Origin of the sequence: Nostoc sphaeroides, assembly GCF_003443655.1 — a bacterium.
Taxonomy (GTDB): domain Bacteria; phylum Cyanobacteriota; class Cyanobacteriia; order Cyanobacteriales; family Nostocaceae; genus Nostoc; species Nostoc sphaeroides.
This window is the reverse complement of record NZ_CP031941.1, coordinates 649,873-670,691: the sequence shown is the minus strand read 5'-3', so window position 1 is coordinate 670,691 and position 20,819 is coordinate 649,873. Positions and strand designations below refer to the sequence as shown.

The following is a 20,819-nucleotide window of genomic DNA, read 5'->3' as shown; positions in this document are numbered from 1 at the left end:
AGGGAAAAACTGATGATCAATGACTAATGATTACTCCGACAAATTATCCATAGGCAGAAACTCTTTGAGCGCTTCTGCTGAGGCAGCTTTTACCACTGGTATAGAAAGGGGTACTGAAGCGGCGATCGCAAATAACTGTTGTAGTTGACTTAGACCTGTTAACTTACCACATAACAATACTTGGTCGCCAACTCGCAAGTCCATACCGTCATCAGGATAGCGAATAAACTTACCATCTCGCCGGATTGCCTGTACTTGTACTCCATATTGCTTGCCGATATCTAAATCTGCAAGGGTTTTACCTAGCGTTGGCGTATCTGCATTCACTGTAACCCACTGGCAAGCACTATTTTCTCCGGGAACAGCAGCTTGTCCTTTAGCGAATTCTGCCAAAGCCGCCAGTTCTTCATCTGCTCCTACAATCAGCAAGCGATCGCCTTCTGCCAATTTGGTTTGATTATTGGGATAATCGATTTCATCGCCGTTAGCGCGGCGAATTGCCATCAAACTCGCTCCTGTTAAATAGCGCATATCTGCTTCTTCTATGCTCATGCCAATTAAGGGCGAATCAGTTGGTAAAGGATACCAGCGCTGATTTAGATCGCGAGTTGCTTGGCGCAAATCACGAGCAACTTCAGTAGCAGAACGCTCTGGGCGAAAATCTAAATAATGATCGTTGCGGATTTTCTGCATTTCCAGTTGGACGACAGCTGGCGACAACAAGCCTAAGCTAGTTAATAAGTGAGTTGCCATTTCTAAGCTGGCTTCAAACTCTGGTTGCACAACTTCTTTCGCTCCCAATTGATACAGCACCTCAATATTTTTATCCTGGGTAGCACGGACAACCAAATCTAATTCTGGGCGCAATTCCAGAGCGCGTTTCAAACAAAGACGGGTACTCATGGGGTCTGGAAGTGCGATCGCCATTCCTTTGGCATGACTCACCCCGGCGGTTTCTAAAACATGTAAACTCACGCAATTGCCATAGACATAAGACACCCCAGCCTCACGCAACTGCTGAATTCTACTTTCTGATTGGTCGATTACTACCACAGGTAGGCCGTGTTGCAGCAATAACTTTACTAAATTTTTGCCGACTCGCCCATAACCGCAGACTACCAGATGGTCTTTGAAAGGCAAATCTTCCGATACATCCCGTACCTGATCTTCTTGTAAATACGGTTTCAACCAGGGCATTGATTCGGCAAAGTTAAATAAAAATGGCACTAACCGCAGGACGAAGGGAGTCAGCATAAGAGTAACTGCGGTGGTTCCCAAAATTAATAAGTATATTTGTCGGGACACCAGCCCCAAAGTTTGCCCTTCACTAGCGAGAACAAAGGAAAATTCTCCAATTTGCGCCAGTCCCAAACCGGCGATTATCGCTGTTTTCAAAGGGTAGCCAAACAGCTTTACTAGGGGGGTGATAATCAAAAATTTACCTACGAAAACTAGTGCCACCAGTCCTAAAATCAATTCCAGGTTGTTCCACAAAAACACTGGGTCGATTAACATGCCAATGGCAGCAAAAAATAAACTGGCAAAGATATCTCGCAATGGTTCCACATAAGTTAGGGTTTGATCGGCGTATTCCACCTCAGAAATCATCAAACCCGCGACAAATGCCCCCATTTCAATCGATAGCCCTAAATGCTCTGTCAACAGAGCAATGCCCAAACATAAAGCTACAACCCCTAATAAAAATAGTTCTTTACTTTCGGTACGGGCTAGCAGTCGCAACAAAGGCGGTATCAGCCAAATCCCCGCAGCTATTGCACCAGCAGCGAATAAAGCAATCGAAGCAAGAGCTGTGAGGACGGCGATACCAATGGTTTCTGCGGGTTGGTTGAGGGCTGGTAAGACTGCTAACATCAGTCCCAGTGCCAAGTCTTGTACTACCAAAATCCCCAGCATTACTTGCCCGTGAGGGGTTTCTGTTTCGTTGCGCTCCATCAAGCACTTGAGGACAACGGCTGTGGAAGACAAGGATAGAATACACCCCAAGAACATCCCCTTAGCAGGTAAAGTTCCCCAGGCTCCGGTTAAGCCGCATACTACAACTGTTACTAAAATTGTCAGAGCAATCTGGAGTCCACCTCCACCAAGAGCGATCGCTTTTACTTTCTTGAGTTCCGCAAAGGAAAATTCTACACCCAAGGCGAATAACAAAAAGGCGACGCCGAACTGTGCCAGAGTCTCTACTTGAATAAGTTCTTTAATTAATCCCAGTCCGGCTGGGCCAATGATCATACCGCCGATGAGATATCCTAGCAACACGGGTTGCCGCAAAAGTGCTGCCAAGAGTCCACCACAGGCGGCAACGCCTAAAACTAAAACTAAATCAACAATTAGCCTAAAATCTTCTTGCACCAGTTTTAAAAGAACTATTAATTAAGACCTATTAATTCAGGATACAAAGTTTTATCATCTCAAGCAGGTTGTTTAGTGAAGGGGTAATAAAATTTGCAGGAGGGCAGGGGGGAAATTTTGGAAGTTGCTAAATCATCCTGCTTTCTTTCTCTGCAACCCCGATATATCACAATACGGTTCAGTTAAGCGCTACTTCTACAAAATCGTGGGTTTGGAGACGCGATAAATCGCCGTCTGTACAAGACGCGATAAATCGCCGTCTGTACAAGACGCGATAAATCGCCGTCTGTACAAGACGCGATAAATCGCCGTCTCTACAAGTGTTTTGGTCTTATCTGAACTGTATTGCGATATATCAACCTTTGGTATCTTGAATTTATCTCGTTCCCATGCTCTGCATGGGAATGGCTTATTAGAGGTTCCACCTCCAGTCAGATATTGAGTCAGAGACTCAATTAATGCATTCCCAGTCGGAGACTGGGAACGAGGAACGAGGAATACTCGTGGATGAGTCTTTGATACTCGTGGACGAGTCTTTGATACTCGTGGACGAGTCTTTGATACTCGTGGACGAGTCTTTAATACTCGTGAATGAGTCTTTGATACTCGTGAATGAGTCTTTGATACTCGCGGATGAGTCTTTGATACTCGTGGACGAGTCTTTGATACTCGTGAATGAGTCTTTGATACTCGTGGACGAGTCTTTGATACTCGTGAATGAGTTTTTGATACTCGTGAATGAGTTTTTGATACTCGTGAATGAGTTTTTGATACTCGTGAATGAGTCTATAAAAACTCTACTTGCTCCAATGCCCCATAATACCCATTAAATCTTAGGCGAACCAAGGGCGACAAGTAGCAGTAGTGACCACGGCACTTTAATATCGGGTATGAGCGATGAGTACTTTTTCAGTACAGGTAATGCAGCCGGCAGCAGAAAACGCGAAGAGCGTAGCGACGCGGGCCGATCGCCATTTTCATCTACAATTCCATATTTATTAGCCAGTTCGGCAACAATCTGCACGCGTCCTGTATGGCGCATGAGATTTGGCTCACCAGCAAGTGCAGCGATCGCTCGTCCAGTAAATAAGGGAGTTTCCCAGTTGTAGCGATCGCTAAGAAATGAGTAATTTTTTTCGGTAGTATTGGTTTGATTCACTTCAGAAGCAAAACTGGAAAAAAGCTCAGTACCAACAATACCTGGCCAAATTGAAACAGAAGCGACATTATGGGGTTTGAGTTCAACAGCCATATCAGCTGCTAGGCGATCGCAAGCTGCTTTACCAACACCATAAGCTGTCTTAAAAAGATAAAACATACTACCCCACGAGGAAATGGTGCAAATTAGTCCAGAGTTCCGCTTGGTCATCATTCGAGCAGCAAAAACACTTGCAACATAGTGGCTACGAAGACCAACGTTATTGCTAGCATCCCAAAGACTTGGTTCACAATCCCAAAAGGGCTGACTGTATGCGTCTTTTAATGCCTGAACTCCTGAGTAAGCATTATTCACCAGTAAGTCAAGTTGTCCATCCTGCTCATCTTGGATGCGCTCAAATAGTAAACGTACTTGCTCATCGTCGCTGTGGTCTACTTGCACGGGAATGCCCACACCACCGGCTTCTTCTATGGCTAATTGGGTTTCACTAAGACTCCCAAAAACCCCGTCACTCGAAGAGTTGTTGAGGCTGCGCCCAGTGACGTATACAGTTGCACCAGCCTCACCCAAGCCTATAGCAATTCCCCTACCAATTCCCCGCGTAGCACCTGTGACTAATGCCACTTTACCCTCAAGGTGTTTCATAATCGCTTTTCTCTGCCTCTTGCAAAAAAACCCTGTAGAGACGCGAAATTTCGCGTCTCTACAACCCCGCAAAATGAATGGGACAGACTACTACTGGTCTGTCCCATTATTTCTGATTGATTAGTTTATTACCAAAACCCTGTAAAGACGCGAAATTTCGCGTCTCTACAGCCCCGCAAAATTTTTGGGACAGACTACTACCTTTATCAACGGTATAGCCAAACCCGCAAGAGTGAAAGCAATTGCTCAGTATCTACGGGTTTAGTAATGTAATCTGATGCACCGGCTTCAATACACTTCTCGCGATCGCCTTGCATGGCTTTAGCGGTTAGTGCAATAATCGGCAAAGATTTAAATTGCTCGTTTTGGCGGATTATGCGGGTTGTTTCGTAACCATCCATTTCTGGCATCATTACATCCATCAAAACGACATCAACATCTGGTGTACTTTCCAATAGGGTGATCCCCTCCCTGCCGTTTTCAGCGTATAAAACCTGTATTTGATAACGCTCCAACATACTTGTCAGCGCAAAGATATTACGCATATCGTCGTCTACAATTAATGCTTTCTTGCCAGCGAGTAAGTAGTCTATGGAATGCAGTTGTTCAAGTATTTCTCGCTTGGGTGCTGGTAAATTTGCTTGGACTCGGTGTAAAAATAATGCTGTTTCATCAAGGAGACGTTCAGGCGATCGCACATCTTTAATGATGATTGTTTCGGCAATTCGTCTGAGTTCCGTTTCTTGAGCTTTGCTAATTTCTCTACCTGTGTAGACAATAATTGGTAAAGTTTTACCGTGAGGTAAAAGCTTTATCTGCTCAATTAGTTCAAACCCCGTCATGTCGGGTAGCCCCAAATCGAGGACAAGGCAATCAAAATGCTGGGCGCGAATGGCTTCTAAAGCTGCTGCACCAGTGCCAACCGCAGTAGTAGAAACATCACTGTTACCAATCAACTCAACAATACTACGCCGTTGAGTGTCGTCGTCTTCGACTACCAATAAATTTTTCACCTGGCGCTCAACAAAACCTTTTATTTTGGTCAACGCCTCAGATATTGTCTCACTGGTTAAGGGCTTTTGCAGATATGCGATCGCACCTAGTTGCAAACCGCGCTGTCTCCCTTCTTCAACGGTCATGATATGTACAGGAATGTGACGGGTATTTGGGTCATGCTTCAGACGATCTAATACAGTCCAACCATCCATTTCTGGCAACCGGATATCTAGCAAAATGGCTGATGGCTGGAATTGCTGCGCTAACATCAAACCTGTAGTGCCTGTTTGGGCAGTGATCACCTTGAATCCTTGCTGTTGCGCCATATTTAGCAGGATACGCGCAAAATTAACGTCATCCTCAACAATTAGTAACACGCGATCGCCTCTTTCAATCGTAGTGCGATCGTCATTAATCATTGTAGAGACGCGATTCATCGCGTCTGTATTAGTATTAGACCCCATTAATCGCGTTTCTAAGTAAGGAGTGCTAGATTGTGTCGATATTGACTCAGGACTCAATTGTGGGAAGTAGAATGTAAACGTGCTACCTTGACCGGGTTGGCTGATTAGTTTAATTTCGCCGCCAAAGAGACGGGCGATTTCGCGGCTAATTGATAAGCCCAATCCCGTACCGCCGTATCTGCGACTGGTAGAGCCATCGGCTTGCTGAAATGCCTCGAAAATAACTTTCTGCTTGTCGGGAGCAATGCCAATTCCTGTATCGCTGACTGAAAAGGCGATGACATTTTGGGCGCGATTTAAAGTTTCTTGGTCTTTGCTCCATCCCTGCTTCGCTACCGCAATCTGTAAACGTACCTCCCCTTTTTCTGTAAATTTAAAAGCGTTGGAGAGGAGATTTTTCAACACCTGTTGTAAGCGTTTGACATCTGAATAGATGGTGTTTGGCAATTCGGGAGTCAATTCAATTGTGAAACTAAGTCCTTTGCTCTGAGCGATTTGTCGGAAGGTGCGCTCAATCACATCACCCAACTCTCCCAATGGCATTGGGATCAAGTCAATGGACATGGTTCCCGATTCAATTTTAGCGAGATCCAGAATGTCATTGATTAACGTCAATAAATCAGTACCGGCTGAGTAAATTGTCTGGCTGTATTCGACTTGCTTGGCGGTGAGGTTGTGATCGATATTATCTGTCAACAATTTCGCCAAAATTAACAAGCTGTTTAGCGGTGTCCGCAGTTCATGGGACATGTTGGCGAGAAACTCTGATTTGTATTTTGAAGAAAGGGCGAGTTGTTCAGCCTTGTCTTCTAAAGAGAGTCTTGCTTGTTCAATTTCCCGATTTTTGCGCTCAACTTCTTTCTTCTGCATCGCCAACAACTCTGCCTTTTCTTCTAACTCGGCGTTGGTTTGTTGCAGTTCCTCTTGTTGTCCTTTGAGTAAATCCTCAGAGGCTTTGAGTGATTGCGCTTGTTCTTCTAAGCGCTTGTTAGTTTCCCTGAGTTCGCTTTGCTGGGATTGTAGTTCTTCAGCTAAAGATTGCGACTGCTTGAGTAATTCTTCAGTTCGCATGGATGCTGCGATCGTGTTGAGAACGATCGCTATACTTTCGGTAAGCTGGTCGAAGAATGTCAGATGAATTTCGCTAAACCGGCGGAAGGATGCTAATTCTATGACTGCTGTTACCTGTCCTTCAAAGAGTACAGGTAAGACTACGGCATTCAGGGGAGACGATTCTCCTAAACCAGAGGCAATTCTGACATAATCACTTGGTACGTCTGTCAACAGTATTCGCTCTTTTTCTAAAGCGCATTGTCCCACCAAACCTTCACCCAAGTAGAAGCGGTTAGCTAAATGTCTGCGTTCGCGGTAAGCGTAGCTACTAATTAATTTCAAATACGGTACATTTTCCCCAGATTCCATCAGGAAGAATACGCCGTGTTGCGCTCCTACTAAGGGCGCTAGTTCTGAGAGAATTAGTTTAGATACGGTTTCTAAGTCTCGCTGCCCTTGGAGCATTCTGGTAAACTTGGCTAAGTTAGTTTTCAACCAGTCTTGCTCAGTATTTTTCTGCGTTGTCTCCCGCAGATTAGCAATCATCTGGTTGATGTTGTCTTTGAGGATGGCAACTTCGCCTAGTGCTTCGACGGCAATTGAACGAGTTAAATCACCTTTAGTTACAGCTGTAGCAACTTCTGCGATCGCTCTTAATTGAGTTGTCAGTGTAGCAGCAAGTTCATTTACATTATCCGTCAAATCTTTCCAAGTTCCAGCCGCCCCTGGTACTCTAGCTTGTCCGCCCAACTTCCCTTCAATTCCCACTTCCCGCGCTACTGTGGTTACCTGATTGGCAAATGTCGCTAGAGTATCAATCATCTCGTTGATTGTCTCTGCTAAAGTTTCAATTTCTCCTTTAGCATCTAGCATTAGTTTTCGTTTCAAGTCACCGTTAGCAACTGCTGTTACAACTCTGGCGATACCGCGCACTTGTGCCGTTAAATTACCCGCCATCGAGTTAACGTTATCCGTTAAATCTTTCCAAGTACCTGCAACACCTTGGACTTGCGCTTGTCCACCTAACTTCCCTTCAGTTCCCACTTCTCGCGCCACCCGCGTTACTTCACTTGCAAAGGAACTAAGTTGAATCCACCATCGTGTTGGTGGTGTTCTTCAAGTCTAAAATTTCGCCTTTGGCATCGACGGTAATTTTCTTAGATAAGTCGCCATTCGCTACCGCCTTAGTAACTTCCGCGATGTTGCGAACTTGTCCGGTGAGGTTCCCCGCCATCGAGTTAACGTTGTCTGTTAAATCTTTCCAAGTTCCTGCAACTCCTCTAACGTAAGCTTGCACGCCAAGTTTACCTTCAGTTCCCACCTCACGGGCAACCCTGGTAACTTCTGATGCAAAAGAATTTAGCTGATCCACCATTGTATTAATGGTGTTTTTAAGTTCCTGAATTTCGCCTTTCACATCAACGGTGATTTTCTTGGATAAGTCGCCGTTTGCTACCGCTGTCGTAACTTCGGCAATGTTCCGCACTTGTGCTGTTAAACTTCCCGCCATGAAGTTTACGCTATCAGTTAAATCTTTCCAAGTTCCGGCTACACCCTTAACTTCTGCTTGTACACCTAATTTACCTTCAGTTCCCACCTCACGGGCGACTCGCGTCACTTCACTTGCAAAGGAATTTAGTTGATCAACCATTGTATTAACGGTATTTTTCAACTCTAAAATTTCACCTTTGACATCAACGGAGATTTTCTTAGATAAATCGCCATTAGCTACAGCTGTAGTGACGGCGGCAATATTTCGCACCTGTGCCGTTAAACTTCCCGCCATGAAGTTCACGCTGTCGGTTAAATCTTTCCAAGTTCCAGCTACGCCGCGCACATCTGCTTGTACACCTAATTTACCTTCGCTTCCCACCTCACGGGCAACTCTTGTAACTTCACTTGCAAAGGAGTTGAGTTGATCCACCATTATATTGATGGTATTCTTGAGTTCTAGAATTTCGCCTTTGACAGCAACAGTAATTTTTTTGGATAAGTCACCATTTGCGATCGCAGTTGTCACTTCGGCAATGTTCCGCACCTGTGCTGTCAAGCTTCCCGCCATGAAGTTCACGCTGTCGGTTAAATCTTTCCAAGTACCTGCAACGTCTTTGACTTCCGCTTGTACACCCAATTTCCCTTCAGTTCCCACCTCACGGGCAACTCGCGTTACTTCACTTGCAAAGGAACTGAGTTGATCCACCATTGTATTAATGGTATTTTTCAACTCCAGAATTTCACCTTTGACATCAACAGTAATTTTCTTAGATAAGTCGCCTGTTGCAACCGCCGTTGTTACTTCGGCAATATTCCGCACCTGCGCTGTCAAGCTTCCCGCCATGAAGTTTACGCTGTCGGTTAAATCTTTCCAAGTACCCGCCACGCCGCGTACTTCTGCTTGCACGCCAAGTTTACCTTCACTTCCCACCTCACGGGCAACCCTTGTTACTTCTGATGCAAAGGAATTGAGTTGATCCACCATTGTGTTAATGGTGTTTTTGAGTTCTAGAATTTCACCTTTGACATCGACAGTGATTTTCTTGGATAAGTCGCCTGTTGCAACCGCCGTAGTTACTTCGGCAATGTTTCGCACCTGTGCCGTTAAACTTCCCGCCATGAAGTTTACGCTGTCAGTTAAATCTTTCCAAGTTCCAGCCACGCCGCGCACATCAGCTTGCACACCCAGTTTACCTTCACTGCCCACTTCACGAGCAACCCTTGTTACTTCACTTGCAAAGGAACTGAGTTGATCCACCATTATATTGATGGTATTCTTGAGTTCAAAAATTTCACCTCTAACATCGACCGTGATTTTTTTAGATAGATCGCCATTTGCGATCGCAGTGGCAACTTCAGCAATATTCCGCACCTGTCCGGTGAGATTACCCGCCATTAAGTTAACGTTATCAGTTAAATCTTTCCAAGTCCCCGCAACTCCCCGGACTTCTGCTTGTACGCCTAACTTCCCTTCAGTTCCCACCTCACGCGCAACTCTTGTCACTTCTGATGCAAAAGAATTAAGCTGATCCACCATTGTATTAATGGTGTTTTTAAGTTCCAGAATTTCGCCTTTGACATCGACAGTGATTTTCTTGGATAAATCGCCATTTGCAACCGCCGTTGTCACTTCCGCAATATTCCGCACCTGTGCCGTCAAGCTTCCCGCCATGAAGTTTACGCTGTCGGTAAGGTCTTTCCACGTACCCGCTACCCCGCGCACTTCTGCTTGTCCGCCTAATTTTCCTTCTGCACCCACCTCACGGGCAACCCTTGTTACTTCCGATGCAAAAGAATTAAGTTGATCCACCATGATGTTGACGGTGTTTTTCAACTCTAAAATTTCACCTTTTACATCAACAGTAATTTTCTTGGATAAGTCGCCATTCGCTACCGCCGTTGTCACTTCCGCAATGTTACGGACTTGGGCTGTCAAATTACCTGCCATCAAATTAACGTTGTCGGTTAAATCTTTCCAAGTACCTGCAACTCCTTTAACCTCGGCTTGTACGCCCAACTTCCCTTCAGTACCCACTTCACGGGCAACTCGCGTTACTTCCGATGCAAAAGAATTAAGCTGATCCACCATCGTGTTGACGGTGTTTTTTAGTTCCAGAATTTCGCCTTTGACATTAACAGTGATTTTTTTCGATAAGTCACCATTTGCGATCGCAGTGGCAACTTCGGCAATGTTGCGAACTTGTCCGGTGAGATTACCCGCCATCAAGTTAACGTTATCCGTCAAATCTTTCCAAGTGCCAGCTACACCTTGCACTTCGGCTTGAACGCCCAATTTCCCTTCAGTTCCCACTTCACGGGCAACTCTTGTTACTTCCGATGCAAAAGAACCAAGCCGTTCTACCATCGTGTTGACGATATTAGCAGTTTGGAGAAACTCACCTTGCAGAGGTCGTCCATCAATTTCTGTGGCGATCGTTTGCGATAAATCACCATTGGCGACAGACCGAATTACCCGCGTAGTTTCAGCTGTTGGTTGAACTAAATCTGTAATTAGAGTATTGACAGAAGTAACACAATCTGACCAAGAACCGCGAACATCTCCGAGAGAGGCGCGATCGGCAATTTTGCCTTCTTTGCCGACAACATTACCAATGCGTTGTAATTCGGCCGCCATCCGCTCATTTTGATCAATAATATCATTGAGCGTATCAGCTATTTTCCCTGCCACACCAGTATGATCTATGGGCATCCGAGCCGAGAAGTCACCTTGTTTAACAGCATTCAGCGTTCTTAGTAGCTGATTTAAATCTAGATTATCACTGTCTCTGGTTAACTGTTCGGTTGCCATAGCCTGATCTCTAAAGAATTTAGTACGTTTTTGTGTTTAAAAAAGGTTTTATCCAACCAGAAAGTTGATTTTAACTCTTATCAGTGTTTTTAAGTTTTCTGGTACTCGCCATAGCAACAAATCTTTGGTAATTTGATTAGCTTGGAGTATGTAGTTATTTAACTGTCCAATGTCCCTGGTAGTGACTGATACTGAGGCTTGCACTAGTAAGACGTACTCATTCTAATGATAACGGGGGAAATTAAAATTTCTCAACGGGCAAGGCAAGAGGGCTTGGTTAGGAAATGCCTCAATTTTGACGTAGTGGTGCGCCCCAAGCTGTCAAAGGCATAGCGCGATTAATTCAAATATTCTCTAAATCGCTACTCAATAATTTCATCATATTGATTGGTGTCGTCTTCGGGTAATTCTTTAATCTCTACCAATACATCCGCCAAAGTTTTTTCATCTAGCCATTGATGACGTTCTTTGGTGTAGTCTCCTTTACCCGGACTGAAATATTGAATAAACCGAATAGTATCGGCAACTCCCAGAGAATTTATCAAGGCATCGTAGCCTTGTTTAATAATTTCATTTTGGGTTTTCATCATTACTTTCCTCGACTTGTATTACTTCAGCCAGCCATTGAACGGGATTATTAATCAATACGTTAATTAATTGAGAGTTTTTTTGAGCTTTTTTGAAGAGTCTGTCATCTGTTGTGAGAAATACATCAGGCTTACTTCTTTCGGCGCTGGCGATGTGGGTGGCATCATAGCTGGAGAATCCTAATTTTTGAAGTTGAGCGGCTCTGTCTTCAATGAAGGTGCTATTAATAACTTTAATTTTAGCAATATCGAGTAATTTTTTGACGTTTTGTAGTCTTTCTAAATCAGGTGTTTGGTTTAATTCGGCGATTAAAGCACTGCTGTTGATCAGTTTCCAAGCCAGTGATTGACATTGATTTAGAATTGTCATAACTGCCTGTGCTTCTAAATAAATACGAGATTGCGTCTGGTCATCAAACGGACGATTCAAACAACAAGCATCCAGATAGATTTTATATTGTTTACTCATGGTGTTTACTCATCTGAATCATATTCAAGTCGAGTTGACTCCGTGAGTAATTTCTATATTATGCCCTCTTTGAGGGCTTTATAATTTTTGGAATTTGAGGAAAGCAGCAAATCAATAAATTCTAACTGATAACTGAGGTTTGCTAAAGTCAGAAATATCCGGCAACTCCAAGGATTGACAAATGGTTAGAGAGTACTCAGCCCAGAGACATCTGCCTCCGCTTGAAAGTGGCGATCGCTTAACTCGTCCTGAATTTGAACGGCGTTATGCGGCTGCACCCCATATCAAGAAAGCAGAACTAATTGAAGGAATTGTTTACGTGGCATCTCCATTAAGACATGAGCAACATGGCAAACCCCATAGTCGGGTGATAACTTGGTTAGGAGTCTACCAATCATTTACTCCTGGCGTTGATTTGAGTGATGCCGCAACAGTCAGACTAGATTTAGACAATGAACCCCAGCCAGATGTAGTACTGTTTATTGAACCAGACGCAGGCGGACAAACCCGTTTGAGCCGCGACGGTTATATTGAAGGATCTCCCGAATTAATTGTTGAAATTGCCGCAAGTAGCGTTGCGATCGATACAGGAAGCAAAAAGCAGGTTTATCGTCGTAATGGAGTGTTGGAGTACGTAATCTGGCAATCTTACGAGAATAAAATTGAATGGTTTTGCCTAATTGATGGCGACTATCAATTACTATCTCCCGGCGCAGATGGAATTATTCGCTCTGGGGTGTTTCCGGGTTTGTGGTTAGAGGTGGAGGCGCTGTTAAACAATCAGATGGTGCGAGTGTTGGAGGTAGTGCAAGCGGGGTTGAAGTCACCGGAACATAATGCGTTTGTGCAGCAATTGAAGAAATAGACAAGTTTGAAATAGTTTACTCACTGAGTTTTCGTGTTAAATTACCCCACCCTAACCCTCCTTTTGTAAAGGGGAGGGAACTAGATTTCCTGTTTCCCCCCAATGCATCGGGGGGATTAAGGGGGGTAATTCGACTTGATACTACACAATAAAACGCTCAATCCTTTTTATGATGCCCATGTTACAAAAGTAAAATTGATATCCCGCAAGGAACTGAAGTTCCTTGCTAATAGCAAAAGTCATCTGAAGATGACTAAATATACTCAAAAATATTTAGTCTACTAAAGTAGACTTTAGCTATTAGCCTGGGAATTGATTCCCAGGCGGGTGAGGAAGCTAACAGATCAATGTTGGGTTTCGCTAAAGCTCAACCCAACCTACAAATTTTAGGGAACTCCAAAAAATAAATTATTCCACATTCAAGTCGTTGACTGTTGACTGTTGACTGAAAACTCGTGAACCGTCAACGGTCAACAGTGAACAATAGCAAAAGTCGTTGACTGTTGACTGTTGACTGTTGACTGAAAACTCGTGAACCGTCAACGGTCAACAGTGAACAATAGCAAAAGTCGTTGACTGTTGACTGTTGACTGTTGACTGAAAACTCGTGAACCGTCAACGGTCAACAGTGAACAATAGCAATAGAATATTTTTTTACTTGGAAGTCCCTTATTGCAACAATTTAGTCTTGACACGCTACTACGTATTTTTTCAACTCACGATCGCACCCGACACCCCATTCATAGATCCATTTGTAGAAGAAAGCTTCACAGAATCAGCTGTTAAAGAATTGGTGACTTTAGAATTGTCTAATACGCTTCGCTTCTTCTTAGTATTACCTCGTCTAGCACCACCCGCCATCTCGTATTCTGGGCTGGTTTTACCGTAACGGCTGCCAACTCCTAGTAACATTTTTTCTGACATCGCTATTACAGCCTTTTCGGCGTTATTCACGTCATCTGTGAGTTTGTCAATGGTAGATAATGCAGTGTTGTAGGCAGCAAGCTTAGACCGGAGATTGTTAATTGTCACGGTGTAAGCTTGTATAGTCAATCCTTGGCCAAAGTCAAGTTGTACACTGATAGATTGTAAACTTTCAATCCGGCGATCGGCTCGTTCTAAAACGCTGGAATTTCTTTTACGACGTGCCATAATACATCTCTGCTACTAGGTTGATAGTACTGTTTTATACTAAAATGCTTCTGATTGTCATAGGGAAATATAGCAAATCGGTTGCAATTACATTTCTCAATGTTTAGTTAATTTCACTTAGACTATATTTTATTCCCGGTAATAAATAGATTCATAAGTTCGTTACAACAATTGCTGCAATGATTTAAGCCTTTCTTATACATGGAAGAACATTTGTTGCAAAGCATTAAACAATTGCAGCAACGACTTATACATTTGCAAGAAAAACTTAAGCCTTTCTTATACATGGAAGAACCTTTGTTGCAAAGTATTAAGCGTTTGCAGCAACGACTTATACATTTGCAAGAAAAACTTAAGCCTTTCTTATACATGGAAGAACATTAGCTGCAAAGGTTTAAATTTTTACAACCTCAAGCGTAAGAGCGTAGGCGTAGCCCGCACTTCGAGTGAGCTTCAGTGACCATCGTAGACATCACTTTTGCTTGTTGTCTGAGATTAAACCTTTTGCATAAATCAAAAATAATCCCATTGTCAGTTGAAACAATGGCATTGTCAGTTGAAACAATGGCATTGTCAGTTGAGACAATGGCATTGTCAGTAGAAACAATCGCATTGTCAGTAGAAAATTTTGATTAGTTTAGTATAAAAAATTACTAGGATACAACTTATTTTGAAGTTATATTACTCAATTGGCTCTGTTGGCAAAATGCGATCGCTATCTTCACAGCCTTGAAACGTCATAGCTGCTTACACCAGAAATTGCAATTCGCTAACAGAACCATAATTGACGAGAATAAATCTTTTTTGTTCAATAATATAATTCCAGGGATTTAGTGTATGATATTTTTGCGTGTAAAGAACAGATCGTTTTCTTTTACGTAATATTACTTGAAATCTAACCAAGAAAACCTCTTGGAGAGTTTTCGAGTAATTATTGACTCTCCCCAAGACAAACGAGTAATTATTGACTCTCCCCAAGACAAAATTGTCGAAACCCTTGATTTTTCTTTGATCAGTATGGGGGAGTGTCAACGGTTACGTTTGCCCCAAGACCTTTAAGTGCTGAATGAGAATCTATCCTATACTTTAACCACGGTTAAACTATGAGCATTGTAAAGTTACGGAAATTTATTCAACCCTTGGTAACTATTCCAATGGTTGGGCTGACTACCTTCTCGATTATTTGTTTAGCGCACAACGACTCAGCATTGGCAGGCCCAGATACCTCAAGCCCTTGGGCGATTATTCAAAATACTTTTTCCTGGGCACGTTGGGCACCTGCTCCCTTTCTGCGCTGGGATTTCTATAGCGATCTTGACAATAAGGTGCAAATAGTTGCCGATCCAACAAATAAAAGTGCCGTTTACTTCTTGAAGTCAGATGGTAGTGTCGGCTATCGCAACGTTGACCAAAATATCAACAAAACCTTCCCTGGTATCACTGCCAAGCAAATCGCAGTCGGCCAATCTGGTCGCTTATGGGCGATTACCACTGATGGGCGCTGGGCACGTTGGGCACCTGCTCCCTTTCTGCGTTGGGATATCTACAACGATCTTGACAATAAGGTGCAATTAGTTGGCGATCCTTTGTCGGAGGGTGGAATTTATTTCCGCAAGTCTGACGGTAGTGTTGGCTATCGCAACGTTGACCAAAATATCAACAAAACCTTCCCTGGTATCACTGCCAACCAAATCGCAGTCGGCAAATCTGGTCGCTTATGGGCGATTACCACTAATGGGCGCTGGGCACGTTGGGCACCTGCTCCCTTTCTGCGCTGGGATATCTATAACGATCTTGACAATAAGGTGCAATTAGTTGGCGATCCTCAATCCGAAGGCGGAATTTACTTCCGCAAGTCTGACGGTAGTGTTGGCTATCGCAACGTTGACCAAAATATCAACAAAACCTACCCTGGTAGTGGTAAGACCACCGATCTGACGGTTTCTGACCCCGAACCACCGATCTGAGGGTTTCTGACTCCGAGTTGTAAACCTCCTGTAGGTTGAAATCCGTAGTTTTTCCTCATCAGATTTCAGATGAGTTGTCACCCACAAAGGATCTGCCACTGTATTGAGACAGGCGTTAATTTCTTGTTGAAATGCTAAAACTTGTTCAATCAGATCAGACCCTTTAATAATTAAATTTAGAGTAGGGTAGCACAGCTAGCTGTGCTACCCTACTCTAAATTTCTGTAAGCCTGGTTAAAAGGCAATACGCTTGGCTTTGTGGAAAATTGCTTTGTTGGGTTAAGCTTTAGCGTTACCCAACAAAGTCCCGAAATGTTGGGTTTCGTTCCTCAACCCAACCTACACATTTCAAGGTTTTTGACTAGGGTGGGGAAATCTCCAAATCTTTGCAAATCTTGATAGCTAGAATCTCAACAATCTCAGTATGCCTTGGAACTGCGGAGGTTCTGTTGTTTGATGGATTGTAATAAATCGTATGCCTTCCGCCCTCTCGAAGGAACAAACAGCCGTTCTTTTCCTAATGGCGAATCAATTCACGTCTTTTCACTATAATTTGACATTAATCTGTTCACGGACGACATCTTTACCGGAAATTTGTTGCTCTGCGAGTTCCCGATTTGAGATTAGAATCAACTCTATCGCTTCCCGTAGACTTTCTCTAGCTTCTTCCAGAGTTCTTTCTTGGACATTTGCACCGGGTAACTCTTGGACGTAACCGATATACCAATCATCTATCTTTTCAAATACAGCAGTGAAAGAATTTTCCATATAATTTGCTCTTGAAATGCATTAACAATGCCTAACATACCCAACTCACTAAACTGTCACACCTTCCAATTCCTCATCTGTCAACTCATACAATTGCCGCAACTTATCCAACTTATCACCATCAGCTTCCCAGAAACCCCGCCCATGCGCTTCCAACATTCTCCCTAAAATATTGCGAAAAGCTTCAGGATTTGCCTTACGTAATTTATCCGCCATCTCTGCATCTAAAGCATAAGTATCAGCCGCTTGGTCATAAACCCAATCATCGGTAAAATCGGCAGTACCACCCCAACCAATCAACGCCGTCATCCGTTGGGAAATTTCAAAAGCACCACCAGAACCTTGATTCGCCATCGCTTGCGCCCATTTGGGATTTACCAACTTAGTGCGATACTCCATTCGCAGCAAATCATCTAAATTGCGCGGTGTAGTATCCTTCGAGAAACTTTCCACAAAGCTGGTTGTAACCTTCTTACCGCCTTGTTTTTCTGCTGCCCTTTTCAAACCGCCCGTATTGGCGTAATATTCTTGAATATCAGTTAAACCATATTCTACCGAATCAATTTCTTGAACAATGCGATCGCTAGTTTTTAACAAAGTATTCAACACTTCCGGTCTAGCTTGACCCTTATCTTCTCTCCCATAGCTGAATACATTGCGACTTTGCCAAGTATTCCCCAACTCCTCACCAGATTCCCAGTTCCCATCAACCACGCGATCGTTTACCAAAGAACCAAAATCACCCGCCGGATTAGAAAACAATCTCGCTGATGCATTTTCCACACCTTGGGCTTTTAAAGCTAAAGCGTGTCTTCTAATAAAATTTTGATCATCCGGTTCATCAGCATCAGCCGCCCGTTGAAATAAATCATCTAATAATTCGATAATATTTACAAAACTATCCCGAAAAATCCCAGACAAATTACCCAACACATCAATGCGGGGATATCCAACCTCCGCCAACGGCTTCAACTCATAACGAACAACCCTACCAGTTCCTTCCTTAATAGGTTCAGCCCCCACCAACTCCAAAAGAATCCCCAAAGATTCACCCTTAGTTTTAATCGCATCCAACCCCCATAACATCACCGCCACCGTTTCAGGATATTTACCATATTCATCCAAATGCTGGGCGATAATTTTTTGGGCAATTTCCCGTCCCCGTTCATAAGCAGCAGGCGAAGGCATCCGATAAGGATCTAAAGCATGAATATTCCTCCCAGTCGGCAAAACCCCAGCCCCATCCCTTAACAAATCCCCACCAGGCGCAGGCGGAATATACTCCCCATTCAACCCCCTCAACAAATTCGTTAACTCATCCGTAGACTGCATCAACAAATCTGTAATTTGCTTTTCTTCCTCTTGGCGTTCTTGGCGTCTTGGCGGTTCGTCTCCAAAATAAGCCTCCAAATACCCCTCCAACTCCTCCTCACTCGGCTTTTCCCCCAAAACATGCAACCCCGAAGAAAACAACCGATTTTCTAAAACCTGCAAATATCCATACAACTCCACCAAATAATCATCAAAAGCATGACCACTAAACATCCGCACATTCTCCGGCGTAAACGCAATCCCCAACCGTTTAGCATCCGCAAACGGACAATCAGCATCCAACCCAGAATCCAAAATCTTTTTACAAATCCCTTCCTTCAAAACATAATTCTTTTGTGGATCTTCCCGATACTCCGCAATCAAATCCCGCAACGCCACCAATTCCTTATACAAACCTGCGCGACCATAAGGCGGTACATTATGAGAAATCAACACACCATAACCGCGACGTTTCGCCAACATCGACTCAGACGGATTATTCGCCGCATATATATATAGATTAGGCAAATTTCCTAACAGAATATCCGACCAAGAATAACCCGTATTACCCAACGGCGAACCAGGCAACCATTCCACCGTCCCATGCATTCCAAAGTGAACTACAGCATCAGCTTGAAACTCATTTTGTAGCCATTTATAATAAGCAGCATATTGCGGATGTGGCGTTAAATCCCGTTCAAACATTAAACGCATCGGGTCGCCTTGTATCCCCAAAGGTGGTTGTACACCTATCCACACATTGCCTAATTGCACACCGCCAATCTGGAATTCGTCGCCATAAGTTTTAATACCAGTTCCCGTGAGAGATTTCCATTGTTTTTCGATGCGAGATGTTTGCAGATATCCCAGCCATTTTTCTAAAGTACGGGCATTAACAGACGCGGGAATATTTTTTGTATCATCAATTTCATCCGCTTCTTTCACCCAGCGAATCAATTCTTCCCCATCTTCTGGTAAATCTCCAACGGTGTAACCTTGTTCTTTGAGTGCATGGAGAAACTTCAGCAAACTACGCGGCACATTTAATAATGCAGCTGTACCTACAGCCCCATAACCTGGGGGAAACCCATATAAAATAATTGCAATCTTGCGTTCAGATGCAGGTTTTTGCCGCAAAGCCACCCAAGTTTTTACCCTACCAATTAATCGCTGCACCCGTTCGGGAACCAGATAAATATTTTCGCCCACCAAACCACCAAGGGGAACGGTATCAATCGCCCCATCTAATTCTGGTAAGGCGTATAACACTACACTTTGCAATCCGCCGATACCTTGGCACGTCCACGAAGAAATATCTTGAATTAATAGTGGTGCAGCAACAATATAAGGGACATTCTTGGCAGTGAGGATGCGCTTTGCTACTTCTATTTGACGGCCACCTTCCATTGAACCAGCCGGGCCACCCACGAGAGGAAAGCCAATTGTGGAAACAATCGCATCTACTTTTACTGCTTCACTTGATAGTGAGGGAGTTTCTATATTACCTAGTTTTCGTTGCTGAATTTCATGGTCGGTTGTCATTAAATCTCGTACTGCTACATGTCCTTCTACGCCGTTGATGAATATGGGTAAAGGAGTTAAGCCGGCTTTTTCAAAACTGCGAATTAGTTGGGGAATATAGGGCTGTTTGGTGATGACGTGTTTTCGGTAGAGGAGAATTCCGATAACTGGTTTTGTAGGGACGCGATTCATCGCGTCTTCCCAATAGACGCGATGAATCGCGTCTCTACAATGGGTTTTATGCCATTCTAAATAGTCGCGGGGGGATTCAAAAAATCCTGGATAGTCAGGGTGGAGTAATCCGATGTTGGGGGTTTCAATTAGCGGGGGTATGTCGCCGACTTTTAAATTTAAATATTTTTCTGCTAGTGTCCAGAATAATGAAGCGACGTTTTCTGAACCGCCAGCATTCCAATAACCATAGATAATTAACCAGTTGCGTAAGTCTTGGACTTTTTGCACTGGTACGTATTTCAGTAGTTTGGGGCCAATTTTTAAGAAGCTGATATAACCAGCGAGTTTGTCTTCTTCTCGTCCGTTGCTAAATTTGTCGAGGATGAATTTAACTGGTTTGGGCATTCCTTTGGGTTTGTCGCCAATGGCAAAGTCACCCAGCTTGGTTAAACTCATCAATTCTAAGGCTGACTCAAATACCAGACGGATGGGAATTTGGGCAATGCGATCGCGCAACCACACAACCTGGTCATAATCAAATAGGAGGCTACCGAAAAACACATCAGCGCCATCAAGTGCTGTTTCTACCTCAGTGCGTTTATTGGTAAGATCGCGATCGCTAAATACCCGAATATCCAACTCAGGAGTGCGAGAGTTAGCCAAAAAAGCTGCTTTTCTATACAAGTCAGCGTTAAACGATTCAAACCCAGCAACCAAGACGATGCGTTTCATGCCTGTAAGCTACGAAATATTTCTTTACTTAAATTTTAAACTGGCTCACAGGTTGATTGTTAAATATCTACCCACAGATTCCGGTCATTTAGCTGTACTAGGTACATTTGTCATAGCCTTCTACTTTTACGAAGCGTTATTATTTTAAGGATGGGCGCAATTGCTGCATTTCAGTTTATTGCGACAATCACCGGATTATTCCCGATTTTGATAAATTATGATGGTTGTATTTTTTCTGACAATCAACTTGCAAAAAGCAGGTTTTGCCACATAAAATCTGCTT

Annotated in this window: 14 protein-coding genes; 4 read left to right on the top strand and 10 right to left on the bottom strand. The window is 43.5% G+C overall.

Annotated elements, in window-relative coordinates:
• Positions 1-30 precede the first annotated feature (30 nt).
• The gene (locus D1367_RS03115; protein WP_118162690.1) at positions 31-2,370 is read right to left on the bottom strand and encodes a monovalent cation:proton antiporter family protein; all 2,340 of its coding nucleotides are present in this window, start codon (positions 2,368-2,370) and stop codon (positions 31-33) included.
• A gap of 458 nt (positions 2,371-2,828) precedes the next feature.
• Here D1367_RS03115 and D1367_RS30415 point away from each other — a divergent pair, with 458 nt between their 5' ends.
• Positions 2,829-3,200 carry a hypothetical protein gene (locus D1367_RS30415; RefSeq protein ID WP_181985051.1) on the top strand — a complete coding sequence of 124 codons (372 nt, stop codon included), beginning with the start codon at positions 2,829-2,831 and terminating at the stop codon, positions 3,198-3,200.
• Here D1367_RS30415 and D1367_RS03105 read toward each other — a convergent pair.
• The 5 genes from D1367_RS03105 to D1367_RS03090 form a co-directional block, all read right to left on the bottom strand.
• On the bottom strand, positions 3,197-4,174 hold the full coding sequence (locus D1367_RS03105) for an SDR family NAD(P)-dependent oxidoreductase (RefSeq protein WP_118162688.1): 978 nt from the start codon (positions 4,172-4,174) through the stop codon (positions 3,197-3,199). The genes D1367_RS30415 and D1367_RS03105 overlap by 4 nt on opposite strands.
• Before the next feature lie 206 nt (positions 4,175-4,380).
• Positions 4,381-7,644: a hybrid sensor histidine kinase/response regulator gene (locus D1367_RS33195; RefSeq protein WP_420845985.1), complete on the bottom strand. Its 3,264-nt coding sequence runs from the start codon at positions 7,642-7,644 to the stop codon at positions 4,381-4,383.
• Positions 7,645-7,768: 124 nt separating this feature from the next.
• A complete protein-coding gene (locus D1367_RS33190) occupies positions 7,769-10,990 on the bottom strand; it encodes a HAMP domain-containing protein (protein ID WP_420845967.1) in 3,222 nt (1,073 codons plus the stop codon).
• Positions 10,991-11,352: 362 nt separating this feature from the next.
• Positions 11,353-11,577 carry a hypothetical protein gene (locus tag D1367_RS03095; protein ID WP_118162685.1) on the bottom strand — a complete coding sequence of 75 codons (225 nt, stop codon included), beginning with the start codon at positions 11,575-11,577 and terminating at the stop codon, positions 11,353-11,355.
• On the bottom strand, positions 11,561-12,046 hold the full coding sequence (locus D1367_RS03090; protein WP_118162684.1) for a PIN domain-containing protein: 486 nt from the start codon (positions 12,044-12,046) through the stop codon (positions 11,561-11,563). Before D1367_RS03090 ends, D1367_RS03095 begins: the two co-directional genes overlap by 17 nt.
• 181 nt (positions 12,047-12,227) lie before the next feature.
• Between D1367_RS03090 and D1367_RS03085 the strand changes: the two genes are divergently transcribed.
• Entirely contained in the window at positions 12,228-12,911 is a 684-nt protein-coding gene (locus D1367_RS03085; protein WP_118162681.1) for a Uma2 family endonuclease, read from the top strand.
• A gap of 463 nt (positions 12,912-13,374) precedes the next feature.
• Here the strand turns inward: D1367_RS03085 and D1367_RS31540 are convergent, their stop codons facing one another.
• Both D1367_RS31540 and D1367_RS03080 read right to left on the bottom strand, forming a co-directional pair.
• Positions 13,375-13,530 carry a hypothetical protein gene (locus tag D1367_RS31540; protein ID WP_181985173.1) on the bottom strand — a complete coding sequence of 52 codons (156 nt, stop codon included), beginning with the start codon at positions 13,528-13,530 and terminating at the stop codon, positions 13,375-13,377.
• 92 nt (positions 13,531-13,622) lie between these two features.
• The gene (locus tag D1367_RS03080) at positions 13,623-14,063 is read right to left on the bottom strand and encodes a hypothetical protein (RefSeq protein WP_118162679.1); all 441 of its coding nucleotides are present in this window, start codon (positions 14,061-14,063) and stop codon (positions 13,623-13,625) included.
• Between the two features lie 201 nt (positions 14,064-14,264).
• Here D1367_RS03080 and D1367_RS30410 point away from each other — a divergent pair, with 201 nt between their 5' ends.
• Both D1367_RS30410 and D1367_RS03070 read left to right on the top strand, forming a co-directional pair.
• The gene (locus D1367_RS30410) at positions 14,265-14,447 is read left to right on the top strand and encodes a hypothetical protein (protein WP_118162676.1); all 183 of its coding nucleotides are present in this window, start codon (positions 14,265-14,267) and stop codon (positions 14,445-14,447) included.
• Positions 14,448-15,166: 719 nt separating this feature from the next.
• Positions 15,167-16,030 carry a hypothetical protein gene (locus tag D1367_RS03070; RefSeq protein WP_118162674.1) on the top strand — a complete coding sequence of 288 codons (864 nt, stop codon included), beginning with the start codon at positions 15,167-15,169 and terminating at the stop codon, positions 16,028-16,030.
• Between the two features lie 546 nt (positions 16,031-16,576).
• Here the strand turns inward: D1367_RS03070 and D1367_RS03060 are convergent.
• Entirely contained in the window at positions 16,577-16,798 is a 222-nt protein-coding gene (locus D1367_RS03060) for a type II toxin-antitoxin system HicB family antitoxin (protein WP_118162671.1), read from the bottom strand.
• 48 nt (positions 16,799-16,846) lie between these two features.
• A complete protein-coding gene (gene bchH / locus D1367_RS03055; RefSeq protein WP_118162669.1) occupies positions 16,847-20,536 on the bottom strand; it encodes a magnesium chelatase subunit H in 3,690 nt (1,229 codons plus the stop codon).
• Between the last annotated feature and the right edge of the window lie 283 nt (positions 20,537-20,819).

Bases quoted from the DNA above. Each gene is read 5' to 3' on its own strand.
- D1367_RS30415 (WP_181985051.1), top strand. From the start codon at position 2,829: ATGCATTCCCAGTCGGAGACTGGGAACGAGGAACGAGGAATACTCGTG.
- D1367_RS03105 (WP_118162688.1), bottom strand. From the start codon at position 4,174: ATGAAACACCTTGAGGGTAAAGTGGCATTAGTCACAGGTGCTACGCGG.
- D1367_RS33195 (WP_420845985.1), bottom strand. From the start codon at position 7,644: ATGGCGGGTAATTTAACGGCACAAGTGCGCGGTATCGCCAGAGTTGTA.
- D1367_RS33190 (WP_420845967.1), bottom strand. From the start codon at position 10,990: ATGGCAACCGAACAGTTAACCAGAGACAGTGATAATCTAGATTTAAAT.
- D1367_RS03095 (WP_118162685.1), bottom strand. From the start codon at position 11,577: ATGAAAACCCAAAATGAAATTATTAAACAAGGCTACGATGCCTTGATA.
- D1367_RS03090 (WP_118162684.1), bottom strand. From the start codon at position 12,046: ATGAGTAAACAATATAAAATCTATCTGGATGCTTGTTGTTTGAATCGT.
- D1367_RS03085 (WP_118162681.1), top strand. From the start codon at position 12,228: ATGGTTAGAGAGTACTCAGCCCAGAGACATCTGCCTCCGCTTGAAAGT.
- D1367_RS03080 (WP_118162679.1), bottom strand. From the start codon at position 14,063: ATGGCACGTCGTAAAAGAAATTCCAGCGTTTTAGAACGAGCCGATCGC.
- D1367_RS30410 (WP_118162676.1), top strand. From the start codon at position 14,265: ATGGAAGAACATTTGTTGCAAAGCATTAAACAATTGCAGCAACGACTT.
- D1367_RS03070 (WP_118162674.1), top strand. From the start codon at position 15,167: ATGAGCATTGTAAAGTTACGGAAATTTATTCAACCCTTGGTAACTATT.
- D1367_RS03060 (WP_118162671.1), bottom strand. From the start codon at position 16,798: ATGGAAAATTCTTTCACTGCTGTATTTGAAAAGATAGATGATTGGTAT.
- bchH (WP_118162669.1), bottom strand. From the start codon at position 20,536: ATGAAACGCATCGTCTTGGTTGCTGGGTTTGAATCGTTTAACGCTGAC.